13 protein-coding genes are annotated in these 15,095 nt (G+C 40.0%); 12 read left to right on the forward strand and 1 reads right to left on the reverse strand.

Features of this window, described 5'->3' with window-relative positions; genetic code table 11:
* Window positions 1–16: 16 nt before the first annotated feature.
* The 12 genes from groL to rpiB all read left to right on the forward strand — a co-directional run bounded on the left by groL (window position 17) and on the right by rpiB (window position 14,736).
* Complete coding sequence (gene groL / locus PHV30_03020; GenBank protein ID MDD5455986.1) at window positions 17–1,669, forward strand: chaperonin GroEL; 1,653 nt, start codon at window positions 17–19, stop codon at window positions 1,667–1,669.
* Window positions 1,670–1,847: 178 nt separating this feature from the next.
* Entirely contained in the window at window positions 1,848–3,734 is a 1,887-nt protein-coding gene (locus tag PHV30_03025) for an O-antigen ligase family protein (protein MDD5455987.1), read from the forward strand.
* Window positions 3,727–4,824: a tetratricopeptide repeat protein gene (locus tag PHV30_03030; GenBank protein MDD5455988.1), complete on the forward strand. Its 1,098-nt coding sequence runs from the start codon at window positions 3,727–3,729 to the stop codon at window positions 4,822–4,824. The genes PHV30_03025 and PHV30_03030 overlap by 8 nt, the downstream gene beginning before the upstream one ends.
* A gap of 5 nt (window positions 4,825–4,829) precedes the next feature.
* Entirely contained in the window at window positions 4,830–6,248 is a 1,419-nt protein-coding gene (locus tag PHV30_03035) for a sugar transferase (GenBank protein MDD5455989.1), read from the forward strand.
* Entirely contained in the window at window positions 6,230–6,910 is a 681-nt protein-coding gene (locus PHV30_03040; protein ID MDD5455990.1) for a hypothetical protein, read from the forward strand. The genes PHV30_03035 and PHV30_03040 overlap by 19 nt, the downstream gene beginning before the upstream one ends.
* A complete protein-coding gene (gltX, locus tag PHV30_03045) occupies window positions 6,907–8,349 on the forward strand; it encodes a glutamate--tRNA ligase (GenBank protein MDD5455991.1) in 1,443 nt (480 codons plus the stop codon). Before PHV30_03040 ends, gltX begins: the two co-directional genes overlap by 4 nt.
* Entirely contained in the window at window positions 8,324–9,040 is a 717-nt protein-coding gene (locus PHV30_03050; GenBank protein ID MDD5455992.1) for a pyridoxine 5'-phosphate synthase, read from the forward strand. The genes gltX and PHV30_03050 overlap by 26 nt, the downstream gene beginning before the upstream one ends.
* 8 nt (window positions 9,041–9,048) lie before the next feature.
* The gene (locus PHV30_03055) at window positions 9,049–11,724 is read left to right on the forward strand and encodes an AAA family ATPase (GenBank protein ID MDD5455993.1); all 2,676 of its coding nucleotides are present in this window, start codon (window positions 9,049–9,051) and stop codon (window positions 11,722–11,724) included.
* On the forward strand, window positions 11,724–12,602 hold the full coding sequence (locus PHV30_03060; GenBank protein ID MDD5455994.1) for a tyrosine recombinase: 879 nt from the start codon (window positions 11,724–11,726) through the stop codon (window positions 12,600–12,602). Before PHV30_03055 ends, PHV30_03060 begins: the two co-directional genes overlap by 1 nt.
* A gap of 5 nt (window positions 12,603–12,607) precedes the next feature.
* Window positions 12,608–13,318 carry a site-2 protease family protein gene (locus tag PHV30_03065; protein MDD5455995.1) on the forward strand — a complete coding sequence of 237 codons (711 nt, stop codon included), beginning with the start codon at window positions 12,608–12,610 and terminating at the stop codon, window positions 13,316–13,318.
* Window positions 13,319–13,367: 49 nt separating this feature from the next.
* Complete coding sequence (gene trxB / locus PHV30_03070; GenBank protein MDD5455996.1) at window positions 13,368–14,291, forward strand: thioredoxin-disulfide reductase; 924 nt, start codon at window positions 13,368–13,370, stop codon at window positions 14,289–14,291.
* A gap of 1 nt (window position 14,292) precedes the next feature.
* The gene (rpiB, locus tag PHV30_03075) at window positions 14,293–14,736 is read left to right on the forward strand and encodes a ribose 5-phosphate isomerase B (protein MDD5455997.1); all 444 of its coding nucleotides are present in this window, start codon (window positions 14,293–14,295) and stop codon (window positions 14,734–14,736) included.
* Here rpiB and PHV30_03080 read toward each other — a convergent pair.
* Complete coding sequence (locus PHV30_03080) at window positions 14,721–14,849, reverse strand: hypothetical protein (protein ID MDD5455998.1); 129 nt, start codon at window positions 14,847–14,849, stop codon at window positions 14,721–14,723. The two genes, rpiB and PHV30_03080, sit on opposite strands and share 16 nt — an antisense overlap.
* Window positions 14,850–15,095: the final 246 nt, after the last annotated feature.

The raw sequence follows: 15,095 nt of genomic DNA on the forward strand, positions 1-15,095 counted from the left end.
TTAAGGAGGTTAAAATATGGGTGGCAAATTATTATCTTATAACGAAGACGCTTGGAAGAATCTCAATACCGGCGCTAAGGCCGTATATGATGCCGTTAAAGTAACTCTGGGCCCCAGAGGACATAACGTTGTCATAGAAAAAAAATGGGGTTCCCCTACAATTACTAAAGACGGTGTAACCGTTGCCAAAGAAATCGAACTGAAAGAACCGTTTGAAAACATGGGCGCGCAATTGGTTAAAGAAATAGCTTCTAAAACCAACGATGTTGCCGGTGACGGTACAACAACAGCTACGGTTCTTGGTTATGAAATATTTAAAGAAGGCCTGAAAATGGTAAACCGTGGAATGAACCCGGCTTCTTTGAAAAAAGGTATTGATAAAGCTGTGGAAGCCGCAATTAAAGATATTGCCGGCAGAAGCAAAAAAGTGGAAAAGAAGGAAGCTATTTCTCAGGTAGCCGCTATATCCGCTAACAATGATTTCGAAATCGGTAATCTCATAGCAGAAGCTATGGATAAAGTTGGTAAGGATGGTGTTATTACTGTTGAAGAATCAAAAGGGATAGAAACATCTCTTGATGTGGTTGAAGGTATGCAGTTTGATAAAGGTTATGTATCTCCTTATATGATTAATGACAGTGAAAGAATGGAAGCGATTCTTGATGATCCTTATATTCTTTTAACTGACAAAAAAATATCTTCAATAAAAGATTTACTGCCAATTTTAGAGAAAATTGTAAACGTAGGCAGACCGTTGTTAATTATAGCCGAAGATCTGGAAGGTGAAGCGCTGGCGACTCTGGTTGTCAATAAACTGAGAGGCACGCTGAATGTAGTCGCTGTAAAAGCACCTGGTTTCGGAGACAGAAGAAAAGCCATGCTGCAGGATATCGCTATACTTACAGGTGGAACGGTAATTTCCGAGGAAACCGGTTCTACACTGGAAAATATCGATATTGAAATGCTGGGCAAAGCTAAAAAAGCTAAAGTAAGCAAGGAGTTGACTACTATAGTTGAAGGCGCAGGGACTCAGGAAGATATTGATGCGCGTATCGGCCAGATTAAAAAAGAACTGGAATTGTCCGATTCTTCTTACGATAAGGAAAAATTACAGGAAAGATTGGCCAAATTATCCGGCGGAGTAGCCGTGGTAAAAGCCGGAGCTGCGACCGAGACCGAGCTTAAAGAAAAGAAACACCGCATTGAAGATGCATTATCCGCGACCAGAGCGGCTGTAGAAGAAGGCATTGTTTCAGGCGGAGGAGTAACATTAATCCGCGCCATAAAAGCTATCGAAAAAATGGAAAAGGATGTAACCAATCCTGATGAAATGGCCGGAGTGCTCATTGTAAAAAAAGCTCTGGAAGCTCCGTTAAATACAATTGCTTCAAACGCAGGTCTGGAAGGAGCTGTTGTTGTTGAAAAAGTCAAAGAGCTTAAAGACAATGAAGGATTTAACGCTTTGACACTTAAATATGAAGATCTGTTTAAAACAGGTATTGTTGATCCTGTTAAGGTAGTTCGTTCTTCTTTGCAGAATGCAGCCAGTATCGCTTCTATGCTTCTTACAACTTCAGTATTAATAGCTGAAGAACCTGAAGAAGAAAAAGCGTCTGCTGGTGCCGGTATGAACCCTGGAATGGGTGGCGGCATGGGCGGAATGATGTAATTAGTTAGAGGAGAAAAATAAAAAAAGCCCGCTACTGACAGCGGGCTTTTTTTATTTTATAATAACAACCGACATGACTTTTATCCAGTTTGTTCGAGATAATTTGTTCCTTCTTGAAATAATAATTGTTTCCGCATTGTTTTGTTTTTATTACCTTGTGGAAACAAAGGTTCCACCTTTGAAGCGAGCCATAAACGGCTTGCTGCTGGTGCTGATTTTCGGCATTCCTATTTTTTTTACATCGGTTACCAGAAGCGTTTTTGAAGTAAATAAACTGCTCTTGCTCAGGTTTACGACTATTCTTATCGGTATGCTCTGGGTAACCAAGGCTTTGCTTGTAGATTATGAACAAAAAGAAGAGGATGAAGCGCATAAAGGTAAACCCTATTACAATTTTTTGGGGTTGCGCTGGTACAAAACAGGGCTGGAAATTCCTATCGTTTTATGGCTTATACTTAACTTTATATCCACCCTGGTCAGTAGAAATATCTATGTATCCATTATAGGTGCTTATGATCGCTGGGAAGGCATAATGACAGTAATCAATTATGCGTTTCTGGTCCTGATTTTTGCCAAAATGGTAGATTCTATAAGATTATTTTACTGGATTTTTTTCTCTTTTATTATTTCAGCTTCCATGAGCGCCATATATGGTATTTTCCAAAGTGCCGGCATGGACTTCATGCAATGGTCCGCGGATGCCACAGCCAGAGCTTTCGGCAGCATAAATAATCCTGTACATTATGGGCCTTATATCGGCATGATGATCACCTTGGCTTTCGGTTATATGCTGCAAGTCAAACATTTCCAGGATAAAATGAAACCCATCCTTTATCATATTTTATATTATGTCTCATTTGTTCTGACCATTGTTATTTATTACGCTATGTTTTTATCCTGGGGCAGGGGAACATGGCTGGGTTTTCAGGGAGCACTAACATTCTTCCTGCTGTTTATTACCAAACTGTTTGATTCCAGCGATAAAAAAAGTTTTTTTATGGATTTTATTTTTACCATTCTGATAGTTGCCGTTACTTATGTGGTTGTTTTGTTCAAAGTTTATAAAGTAATGCCAATTATTATACTGCCAGCTGTCTTCGCAGTTTTTGCATTCTATTATTATTGGATAGTCAAAATCTGTAAGAAATCACCACTGAACTTTGTAGAACGTATAATAATCATCATTTTAGCTTATCAAATACAGCAAATATCCATAAGTTTTATATATTTTCTATATTATATGTTATGTTTGGCAATCCTCTTTTTTATTCATATCAAAGTCCACAAAAAAGAAAGCATTTTTTTACAGAACAGACTGGTTATGGTCGTATTATTCAGCTTTGGGTTCATTCTGATAGCGCCGACAGTAACGGATTTCCTTATTTATCTGTTTTTTCTCTGCTCAGGCTACATTTTGACCCTGTTTTATTCCTTGATAAAAGATAAATCGGCTGTAATTGTGGGTGGTGGAGTAATAATTATTATTTGTCTGATAATTCTTGTTCCCCAGCATTCTTTGTTTCAGAAAATTCTGGAAGCCAAAAAAGGTAATACCAGTCACGTTATAGATACTGCCACAAACAAAATCAATTCGTATAAAACAGAAGCCATCTCCGGCAAGTCAGCGCGTATGAGCATGTGGAAAAGCGGTATTGTCTGGGGTTTGAAGAATCCTCTATTCGGTACCGGCCCGGATACGGTTAAGGAAATGTATCCTTTTTATCGTAGGGTTGAATACGCCAGGCTGGAAGGAGGCCATAATCTTACTCCTGACCGTTTGCATAACGAATATGTCAATACTCTGGCCACCACAGGCGTAACGGGCTTAATTTTGCGTTACATAGTTTTTATAGGGGTTTATTTATTTTTGATTGTCAGTTATCTATATAAAAATTTGAAAAATCCCTCATATTATTTAATATTAAGCACATTGACCGGATTTATTTTTTATCAGGGCCAGGTGTTGTTTAATTTCGGAGTGGTTGCCACCGCTTCTTTAAATTACATGTTAATGGGCCTTGGACTGGCCATAGGTTATTATAATTTGGGTAATAAAAATGAATAACAAGGTTTTGGCTAAAGATACACGGTATATTATTTTAACCGTCCTTTTGTTTTTAGGTTGTGTGGGATTATGGCAGAGTCTTCTTCCCTGGCTTGCGGAATATAATTACCGTGCAGGCTTTGTCGCCAATACTTATAGAAAATTTCCGGAATCGATCGGATATTTGGATAAGGCCTTTAAATACGCACCCTGGGAAACTTATTATCTTATAACCCAGGTCAAGAATTACGAAGAAATGTCCAGGATTGTCGACCCTTTACCGGAAAAAGTAGCCTGGTTAAATAAGGCAAAAAGTATGTATAATTATATGCTCAGGATAAATCCGACGAATCCTTGGTACTACAACGGGTTAGCCTCTATTGATCTGGCTCTGTTCAATTTAAGCCAGACTGTTGAGGAAAGAAAAAAGTTTTTTGAAGAGGCTGGTGAAGCTTATAAAAAGGCTGCTAATATTGATACAAAGAACCCCTTGTTTCAAATGTCTCTGGCTTATTATTATCACCGTTCCGGTAAGATTGATGAGGCCTATAAACTTTATCAGAAATGTGTCAAGCTTGATGACTGGTTCGTTGAGGCTTATTACAATATGGCAGAAATAGATTTAATGCGCAACAATGTAGAAAGCGCCATTAGGAATTTTGAAGGCATGGCTGCTGCCGACAGAGCAAATTATGATGCCGAGAACAAACGGTACGGCGAATGGGTTAAAGGCGGAAATTTTAATAACTACCGGGCAAAATTGGCAGAAATTTATTTGAGCCAGAAAAATTTTCCCAAAGCCATTGAATTTTTTAAATGGGCCGCTGAAGCCAGACCTGACGATCCAAAAATCTGGAGAGGACTAGGTGTCTCATATCATCAGGCTGGTCAGCTGGAAATGGCTATTTACGCTTATAAACAGGCAATAACCTTTGACCCGGAACTGAACGATATTTATAAATATTTGGGTTACCTTTACTACAATGTGGGTCTTTTCAACAGCAGCATAGAGAATTTAAGAAAATATCTGAGCGTCAACCCAGGTGACGAAAAAGCCCGGATGGATTTAGGCAGGATTATAGCTGTTTCCAGCCGTTTCAAACCCAATTAACCGAGATGCTTAATATTTCTTTCGGAATAGTCATCGATCTGATCATTATCAATCTTTCCTACATAATTGCTTATATTATAAAATTTAAATTAAAATTTACCTCTTTTTTTATTATTCACTGGGGTAATTATTATCCTCATGCCCAGCTAGAACCTTATTTACAGTCTTTATATATTATCAGTATTATCTGGATAATCTCACTGGTATTTTTTAAAGTTTATGAAGAAAGAAGTGGCATTCTGGCCGGTATTGAAGAATTTTTAAAAATATCCAAAGCCGGTTTTATGGCAACATTTTTTGTTTTAGCCAGTATGGTCATTATCAGTTACTTCCCCAAGTCTCGTTTTGTTTTGTTCTACGCCTTGTTCATAAATATTGTTTTCATGACAGCCGCGCACAGTATCTTGTTTTATATGTTTCATCATGTCTTTATAAAAAAAGATACTTTAAAAAAAGTATTAATAATCGGAACTGATGAAACAGCTCAGTCATTATATGAAAGACTGGTTTTGGACAAAAAACATCATTATGAAGTTATAGGAGCAATCGGTGAGAAACCAAAAAAGCTTTTATACTCCGTAGAAAAAACCTTTGTTCATCAGGGTTCATATGAGCAACTCTGGGAAATTATTGAAAAACGGCAGATAAGTGATGTTTTTATTGCCAGCACAGGTTTGAGCCGCAAAGAAGTGTCGGATATAATTGATCCTCTCATCGATAAAGGTTTGAGTATCAGGATAATTCCTTCTTTTTATGATGTGGTATCCAATAAAATAGAAACAACCGATGATATCGGTATTCCGTTATTTTCTGTAAAGTCAAACGCCTTGAAACCGAGTCAATCTGTTGAAAAACGCATATTGGACGTTGTTTTGTCTGCACTTTTTTTGGTTATATCCAGTCCGCTTTTTCTGCTTATCAGCATCTTGTTGAAACTGGAAAACAAGGGTCGGGTTATTTATAAACAGGAAAGAGTCGGTAAAAATGATAAAATTTTTATTATGTACAAATTTCGTTCCATGCCCGAAGGAACTGAAAAAGAAACAGGGCCGATAATACAGACAACCGACCATATTGACCGCTCCACAAAGTTAGGGAAATTTATTCGCCGCACATCTCTGGATGAATTGCCGCAGTTCTGGAATATTTTAAAAGGTGAAATGAGTCTTGTTGGGCCCAGACCGGAAAGACCTTTCTTCGTTGACCAGTTCAAAAAGGAGATACCGGACTATGACAAACGCCATAAAGTACTGCCGGGACTGGCCGGCTGGGCTCAGGTAAACGGTAGGGCCGCGCTTTCCACCAGAACAGATGAGAAATTGATGTATGATTTGTATTACATCAATAACTGGTCTCTGAGCTTTGACATAAAAATTTTAATCAGGACTATGCTATATGTGATCACATGGCGCGGCGCATACTAATACTTTTACTTATCATTTCATTCTGTTTTGCCTTTGATTATGAAGTAATCAAGAACAGACAGAACCAGGATGACATCACTACAATTTATTTAAATAATAAAGAGGTTTTATCCCTGATGGGGGCTGATGTGGTATCTTTGAAGAAAGCTTATTCGTTTATAGCCAGGCTTATGCAGTTTGATCAGTTAAATTATGACGAAAAAGATATTACGGTAAGAAAAATCCAGGCAAATCAGTATATTATTCTCTGGAGTGATCAGAAACTTTTAAGCTTTAATGAACAGGACAAGCTTTTAAATGATGCCCGCGGAAATAGTCTGGATAAACTCCGGAAGTTTGTAGAATCAATTAAAACAAGCGACAGGCCGGCCCAAATAATATTACCGCAAAGGAGTTTTAATATCCGTCAGATAACTCAGATCAAAGAGATAAATATTAATATGCCCAAAGACAGCAAATTTTTTCCTGCTGTCCATCCCTCATTGCCTTTGGGCACAAAATTAAGGGTCTTGAATCCCTCCAAAGACTGGAGTATAGTGGTGCAAATTGTAAAAAATGATAATCTGGGTTTAGAAAACAGCCTGGGATTGAATGCCAGGGCAATAAGTGCTTTAGGATTTGATAATCAGGCTGTTCCGGTGATAAGGACACAACTTTTATGAATAAACAGGTTAGAGTCAGGTTTGCGCCAAGCCCCACGGGAAATCTGCATATCGGCAGCGCCCGTACAGCTCTTTTTAATTTTTTATTTGCCAAATATAAAAAAGGAAAGTTTATTCTGAGAATAGAAGACACAGACCTGCAAAGGTCAAAAAAGGAATATGAAGAAGATATTTTGGCCGGGCTTAAATGGCTGGGTATAGAGTGGGATGAAGGCCCGTTAGTGGGCGGAGATTATGGCCCTTATTATCAAAAAGAACGTTGGCAGCAAGGTATATACAAAAAGTATGCGGACGAACTGGTAAGGGAGGGGAAGGCTTACTATTGTTTCTGTGAACAGCAGAAGGAACAGGATAAAGATGATAACGAAGAACAGCACCAGGTTATGAAATACAGCGGTCATTGCCGAAATTTGTCTGAGCAGGAGGTAATAACCAAACTGGCGCAACACAAGCCCTATGTAGTTCGTTTTAAAGTTCCGGAAGAAGTTCTTACCTTTCATGATCTGGTTAGAGGCGATATCAGTTTTGATATGGCTTTACAGGGAGACATGGTCATACTGAGGTCCGGAGGCATGCCTACATATAATTTCGCTGTGGTTATCGATGATCTGGAAATGCAGATTACACATATTGTCAGGGGAGAAGACCATATCAGCAATACTCCTAAACAAATTCAGCTCTATCAGGCGTTAGGTCATAAGGAACCTGAGTATGCTCATTTATCAATAATCCTTGGGCCGGACAGGGCCAAGCTCAGCAAACGTCATGGCGCTAAATCTGTAAGTGAATTTAAAAATGAAGGGTTTTTAGCTGAAGCTGTGTTCAATTTTTTGTCCGTATTGGGGTGGTCGCATCCTTCGGATAAGGAAATTCTTTCCAGAGAAGAATTATATTCCGGTTACACCCTGGAAAGGGTGAGTAAGAGTAATTCCATTTTTAATCTGGAAAAGTTAATTTGGATGAACGGACAGTATATCCGGGCTTTGGCAAATGACCGGTTGTTTGCGGAGCTTAAACCTTTTATAAAATATAAAATAGATAAATATAATAATGAGCAGTGGTTATCTATCGTCGATTCTGTGAAGGAAAAACTGAGTCTGCTGACTGACATTAACGAACAGATAGCTGTTTATTTTGAAGAAAACATCAGTTATCAGAATGAACAGCATGATGTGGGTGTCCTGGAAATACTCAGTGACTATATGGACCTGCTGGCAAAAAGTTCTTTCACTATCGAAGAGTTAACTCAAATAACCAATGATTTTGTAAAGGAGCGAAAAATCAGTAAAGGCCAGCTTTTTCATGGGTTACGCTATGCTGTTACCGCGCAACCTAAAGGCCCGGCCCTTTTCAAGCTTCTACATGTTCTCGGTAAGGATATTACCTGCAAAAGAATTAAGGAATTTTTGAGCTATGCCCAAAGTAATTCTCGGACTTAATATAGATCATGTTGCTACTCTGAGACAGGCCAGAAAAGGCTTTGAGCCTGATCCGCTGGAAGCTGCGCTTATCGCGCAAAAAGCGGGCGCTGATCTGATAACAATTCATTTAAGAGAAGACCGTCGGCACATTCAGGATAATGATGTCCTGAGGATTAAGCAAGCTATATCCGTTCCCCTGAATCTGGAAATGGCCCCTGTACCCGAAATTGTGGACATTGCTTTAAAAGTTAAACCCCATAAAGTGACGTTAGTGCCGGAGAAAAGGCAGGAGCTGACTACCGAAGGTGGCTTGGATGTGGTAAAAAATTTTGAGAAAATAAAAAAAATTAACAGCAGGTTCCAGAAGGCCGGGATAATCGTGAGCCTGTTTATTGAGGCGCAGAAAAAGCAGATAAAGGCTTCCAAAGATAGCGGCGCTCCCTCAATTGAATTGCACACAGGCCGATATGCGGAAAGTTCCGGGCTGAAACAGCAAAAGGAACTGGAAAAATTACAAGAAGCTGTAGCTTATGCTCAAAGTATAGGTCTGGCAGTGCATGCAGGCCATGGACTGAATTATGAAAATACAGCCGCGGTTGCCGCGATTAAAGGGATTGAAGAACTTAATATAGGTCATAGTATTATTTCCAGCGCGGTTCTGCTAGGCTTGCCTCAGGCCATAAAAAATATGAAACAAAATATGCTATAATTAGATCCATGATTTGCCAAATTTGTAATAAACGTCCTGCCACAATAAATATTTCCACTTCGGTGAATAATGTCAACAAGTCCATGTTTGTCTGCGAGCAATGTGCCAGAGAAAAGAACCTGGTTTTTTTTCCCCCGCAAATGCTGGATTCTTTTGCCAAACAGAACCTGCCACCTATTATTGATTCTCTGCTCAAGCAATTTAGTCAGCCATCATTTGACAGAATATATGAAATGTTTAGCGAACACGCTAAAAAGGTTATGTATCTTGCGCAGGAGGAATGTAGAAGACTGGGCCATCCTCTGATTGATACAGGGCATTTGCTGCTTGGCCTTATCAAGGAAGAGGGTGTGGTGTACAAGATGTTGCAGGACCAGGGCCTGAACATAGTTGAGTTTTTTTCCGAGTTGGAAAATTCTATAGGCAGGGGAGACGCGGTAGGTGATTTGAACAAGGAAATAAACCTGAGCCCGCGAGCTAAAAAGGTCCTGGAATTGGCACATTCCGGCGCCAAGGAATTTAAAAGCAAATATGTAGGTCCTGAGCATATTCTAATCGGGCTGCTCAGGGAATCCGAAGGCATAGCCAGCATCTTTCTTAATAAAAAAGGCATCCATCTGGAGCAGGTGCTGAATATTTTTTCCAGCACCACAAAAAAAGAAGAAAAAGAAGATGATGTTTATCAGATGTTCGGTGATTTGCTTTTTGACTCCCAGGAAAAAACTGCGGAAATGAAAGATATTTTCGCCCAGTTCGGACGCGATTTGTCCAGATTGGCCGCAGAAAATAAACTGGACCCGGTTATCGGACGCGAAGCAGAGATTAAAAGAATTATTCGTATCCTGTCGCGTCGTACCAAGAATAACCCTGTTCTTATCGGCGATCCGGGGGTTGGGAAAACAGCCGTGGTGGAAGGTCTTGCGCAAGCCATAGTGAATGGCGAAGTGCCGGAAAATCTCAAAAATAAACGGGTTATTGATTTACAACTGTCATCTATTATAGCCGGGACACGTTTTCGTGGCGATTTTGAGGACCGTCTGAAGAAGCTCATCGATGAAGCCAGTAATAAAAAAAGTAATATAGTATTATTTATCGATGAACTGCATACTATTATCGGCGCCGGTTCTGTAGGAGATAACGCTATGGACGCGGCCAACATTCTCAAGCCTGCGCTGGCTCGTGGCGAGTTGCAGTGTATAGGCGCCACAACCATTGATGAATACCGCAAGCATATAGAAAAAGACGCTGCCCTGGAAAGACGTTTCCAGAAGGTAGACGTGGCCGAGCCCGGTAAAGATGAGACAATTCGTATTCTTCAGGGGCTCAGAGACAAATATGAGGCTTACCATTGTGTAAATATAGATGATGATGTGATTAATTATTCTGTAGAGCTTTCATCCCGATATATTACTGACCGTTTTTTGCCCGACAAAGCTATTGACCTCATTGATGAGGCGGCGGCAATGGTGCGTCTGGAGTCCATTTCGCTTCCGGATGAAATAAAGCATGCTCAAAAAGAATTGTTATCTGTTAAAAAAGAAGAAGTAGCTGCTGTAAAAAATCAGGAATATGTTAAGGCCGCAGCCTATCGGGAACAGATTGAATGGCTGGATAAACATATTCTGGAAGAAAAGGAAAAATGGACAGCCAGCAGGGGGACAAATATTATAAAGGTCACCAGAAACGATATCGCCAGCGTAGTATCGGACTGGACCAAAATTCCTATAACTTCTCTGACCGAAAACGAATTAGCCAGGTTTGTGAACATGGAAGACCACCTCAAAGCCCGTATTGTCGGACAGGAAGAAGTTATCCATGAAATTTCTCGCGTTCTGAAAAGGGCCAGGTCCGGGCTCAAGGACCCTGAAAAACCTATCGGCGCCTTTATTTTCGCCGGTCCCACAGGTGTAGGTAAAACTGAAACAGCTAAAGTGCTTACCGAGTACCTGATGGGAGATAAAAATAAACTAATCCGCTTTGATATGAGCGAATATATGGAAAAGTTCAATGTTTCCAAACTGATCGGTGCGCCCCCCGGTTATGTAGGTTATGACGAGGCCGGTCAGCTCACCGAAAGAGTACGTAGAAACCCTTACTCGGTTATTCTGTTTGATGAAATAGAAAAAGCCCATCCGGAAATATTTAATATATTGTTGCAGATTTTAGACAGCGGAATTCTAACCGATAGTCAGGGCCGTAAAGTTGATTTTCGCAATACAACGATAATAATGACCACCAATATTGGGTCATCAGAGAGCAAAGGTATAGGTTTTTCCCCGAACGATGAAAAATTGAATTATGAGTCTTTTAAACAAAACGTACAGGCAGAAATCAAGAAAAATTTCAGGATTGAATTTCTTAACAGACTGAGCGGCGTTATTGTGTTTAAGCCGCTTACCAAGGAAAGTATGAGCCGGATTTTTTCGCTTCTGCTACAGAATATCAAAGACCGGCTGAAAGAAAAGAATTATGAGATTAAAATTTCCAAAAAAGTGGAAGATTATCTGATTGAACAAAGTAATTACAAGGAATACGGAGCACGCTCTCTATCCCGTATAATTGAAAAAGAGATTGAGGATTTTATTGCCAACAAGCTTCTGGCCGGAGATATAGCAAAAAATACAGAGTTTTCTTTGCAGCTGACCAAAAATAACCTTATCACCGTGGGAGTCAAAAAAAATTAATGTATGAGGATGTGCTGAACTCTTTTTGCAGGTATTTAATTATTGAAAAAGGTTATTCAACCAATACCTCAAACAGTTACCGTTCAGACCTGGAACAATTTTTTAAGTACACCAAAACAACATCATTGAAAGAGCTTGGTATCAGCAGTATAAATCAGTATTTATTAACACTCAAAAAACGGGAATTTCAGAAGTCTTCAATGAATAGAAAGCTGGCTGCGCTGAGTTCATTTATAAAATATCTGTTAAGAGAAAAATTGATAACCGAGAATATTGCTGTGCATATTGAATTTCCCAAGTTCAGGAAAAGATTGCCCAAGACCCTCAGTAAACAAAGTATCACCTCTTTGTTAAAAGAAAAAGAAGCTCTGGAAACAGAAGCTGACACTTTGCACGTCAGGGACAAGGCAATGCTCGGCCTTTTATATTTTTGCGGTTTGCGGGTATCGGAAGTCATAGAACTGGATATTCGAGCTGTAAATTTGCCTGAAGGTTATATCCGGGTAAGAGGTAAAGGCAACAAAGAACGTATGGTACCCTTGAACCAGGAGATTATCGGGCTTTTGGAAAATTATCAGAAACTGTGGCCGGATCTGGACAAAAAATATTATTTCAGTAAAAAGAATGGCAAACCTCTTACTCGTCAGCGAGTCTGGGAAATACTTAAAAAATGGGGAGTTCAGCATGCCGTCAAAGAGAAATTAAGCCCGCACAGGTTGCGGCACACCTTTGCCACCAACCTTCTGGAAAATAATGTAGATTTAAGGTATATACAGGAAATGCTCGGTCATAGTAATATATCAACGACAGAAATTTATACCGCGGTGAGCACCAAACGTTTGCACGAAATTTATGACAAAGCTCACCCCAGGGCCTGAAATCTATGATCTTATTGTATTATTCAATAAACGTGGTTGCTTTGATTGTGTCGGTTATTTTTCATGAACTGGCACATGGTTACGCGGCTTTATATTTTGGTGACGATACTGCCAAAAATGCCAAAAGGCTCAGCCTCAATCCGGTTAAACATCTGGACCCCATCGGTTCTGTTCTGCTACCGCTAATCCTGTTGGCTATCCGTTCACCTTTTTTGTTTGGCTGGGCCAAACCTGTTCCCATTAATTACAGCAAAATGAGAAATCCCAAAGTCAATATAGTTTTTGTGTCGCTTGTAGGCCCTCTGGTCAATATCCTGTTTATTATTCTGGGGTTTGTTTGCCTGAAAACAGTCAGCAATTATATAACTCATTTTTATTCTCATGATATTTTCCAGTATTACTTGACGCTTACACCGGACCTGAAAATGAACGTTTTAAAAAGTGAACACTTGAAATATTATTTTCTGGCTGCCGAATTTTTTATCCAGTTAATACTTATCAACTCCATACTGGCTTTTTTTAATTTAATACCCATACCGCCATTAGACGGCTCCAGATTACTAATACCTTTCCTTTCTCCCAAGATGGAAGCAGTCTATTATTCGCTGGAAAGATACGGCGTAGTACTGATTTTCGTTTTGTTATATTTCAACGTTTTTGATAGTATCTTCGGTTTTATCCTTAATTTTTTTGTAAGGCTTATTTTTAGTTTGTAACAAGTACAGTTCTGTCATTTCACGGCCTGTGTTATAATTACTTCTAGCTATGCAAACAGATATTTTAGTCATTGGCGGAGGCCCCGCAGGCCTTACAGCCGGGATTTACGCGGGAAGAGCCAAACGCTCGGTTCTCATTCTGGAACGGGCTATTGTCGGAGGTCAGCAAGGGCTCACAGAAAAGATTGAAAATTATCCGGGCACAGGTAAAGAAGGCAAAAGCGGATATGAACTTAGCCGTTTAATGGAAGAACAGGCCACAACTTTTGGGGCAAAAGTTTTGAATGACGGAGTAAAAACCGCGGATTTGGCCGGAAACCTGAAAAAAATTCAAACTAATTTTAATGGGCAGATAGAAGCGAAAGCTGTCATTATTGCTACCGGACGCGACCCCAAACATATAGGTATTCCCGGTGAAGAAGAATTCCGGGGCAAAGGCGTTTCTTATTGTGCGGTTTGTGACGGTGCTTTTTTCCGGGAAAAAAAAGTAGCGGTTATCGGTGGTGGCAATAGTGCGCTGGAAGAAGCTTTGTACCTTACCAAATTTGCTTCTAAAGTGATTATCATTCATCGGCGCAAGGAATTCAGGGCGGATAAAATTGTGCAGGACAAGGTCAGGCAGCATCCCAAGATTGAGCTGCTCCTGGAATATGTTCCGGAAAAAATTCAGGGCAAAACCGTGGTTGAGTCTCTGGTCCTGAAAGACGTGAATTCAGGAAGTTCTAAAGAAATCAATGTTCAGGGAGTCTTTATTTATGTAGGTAACATTCCCAATACGGATATGTTCAAGCCCGATCTGGCCCTGGATAATAACGGCTATATTGTTACTGATGAAGACATGCATACTAACCTGGAAGGTGTTTTCGCGGCCGGAGATGTGCGGCAGAAATCATTACGGCAGGTAGTAACTGCAGTTGCGGATGGGGCAATCGCCGCTATTGAAGCGGATAAATATCTGGAAAAGGAAGGGTAAAATGAAAATAATCATCGGCGGAGATCATTCATCTGTTGCTCTGAAAGAAGCTATTGGCGATTACATCAAGAAAAATTATAAATTTAAGGTTAAAGATATCGGCACGCATAAAAATGATTCTGTGGATTATCCTGATTATGGCTACAAAATAGCTCAGGAAGTAGCCAAAGGAAGTGCGGATAGAGGAATAGTCATCTGCGGTACGGGAATAGGCATTTCCATTGCCGCCAATAAAGTAAAAGGAATACGAGCTGCCATGTGCTATGACGCTTATACCGCGATTATGTCCAGAAAACATAACGATGCCAATGTTTTGGCCATAGGGGCCAGAACTACGCTTTTGGAAAACGCTTTGATAATAGTGGATTTATGGTTAAAAACCGAGTTTGAAGGCGGCAGACACCAGAAAAGGGTAGAACTTTTAAATTCTTACCCTTCGCGATGAGCTTTCATATCCATTAATTCGCTGATCACGTCATCTGTAGCGCCCAGGAGTTTCATCAATTTAATTTCCGCGTCAAAACTGAGTGTGTTACTTTCGAAGATTTCATTAGCCATAAATGCCTCCTTTTGAATTTGTTTTATAATAAGTATTCCCTGAAACCGGGATTTGAAACATATATCAGAGAAAAAGAATATATGCCGCCTCACCCCCTAACCCCTCTCCACGAGTGGAGAGGGGGAAAACGTAACTGCTACAGCAATGGCACCGAGAAATGCGGAGATACAAAAAAGAGCATGTCATACTGAGCCTGTCGAAGTATAGACATGCGGTTGCCAATAGTTCTACGACGCTCCGGCAAT

It is taken from the genome of Candidatus Margulisiibacteriota bacterium, from assembly GCA_028715625.1.
GTDB lineage: Bacteria > Margulisbacteria > Riflemargulisbacteria > GWF2-35-9 > GWF2-35-9 > JAQURL01.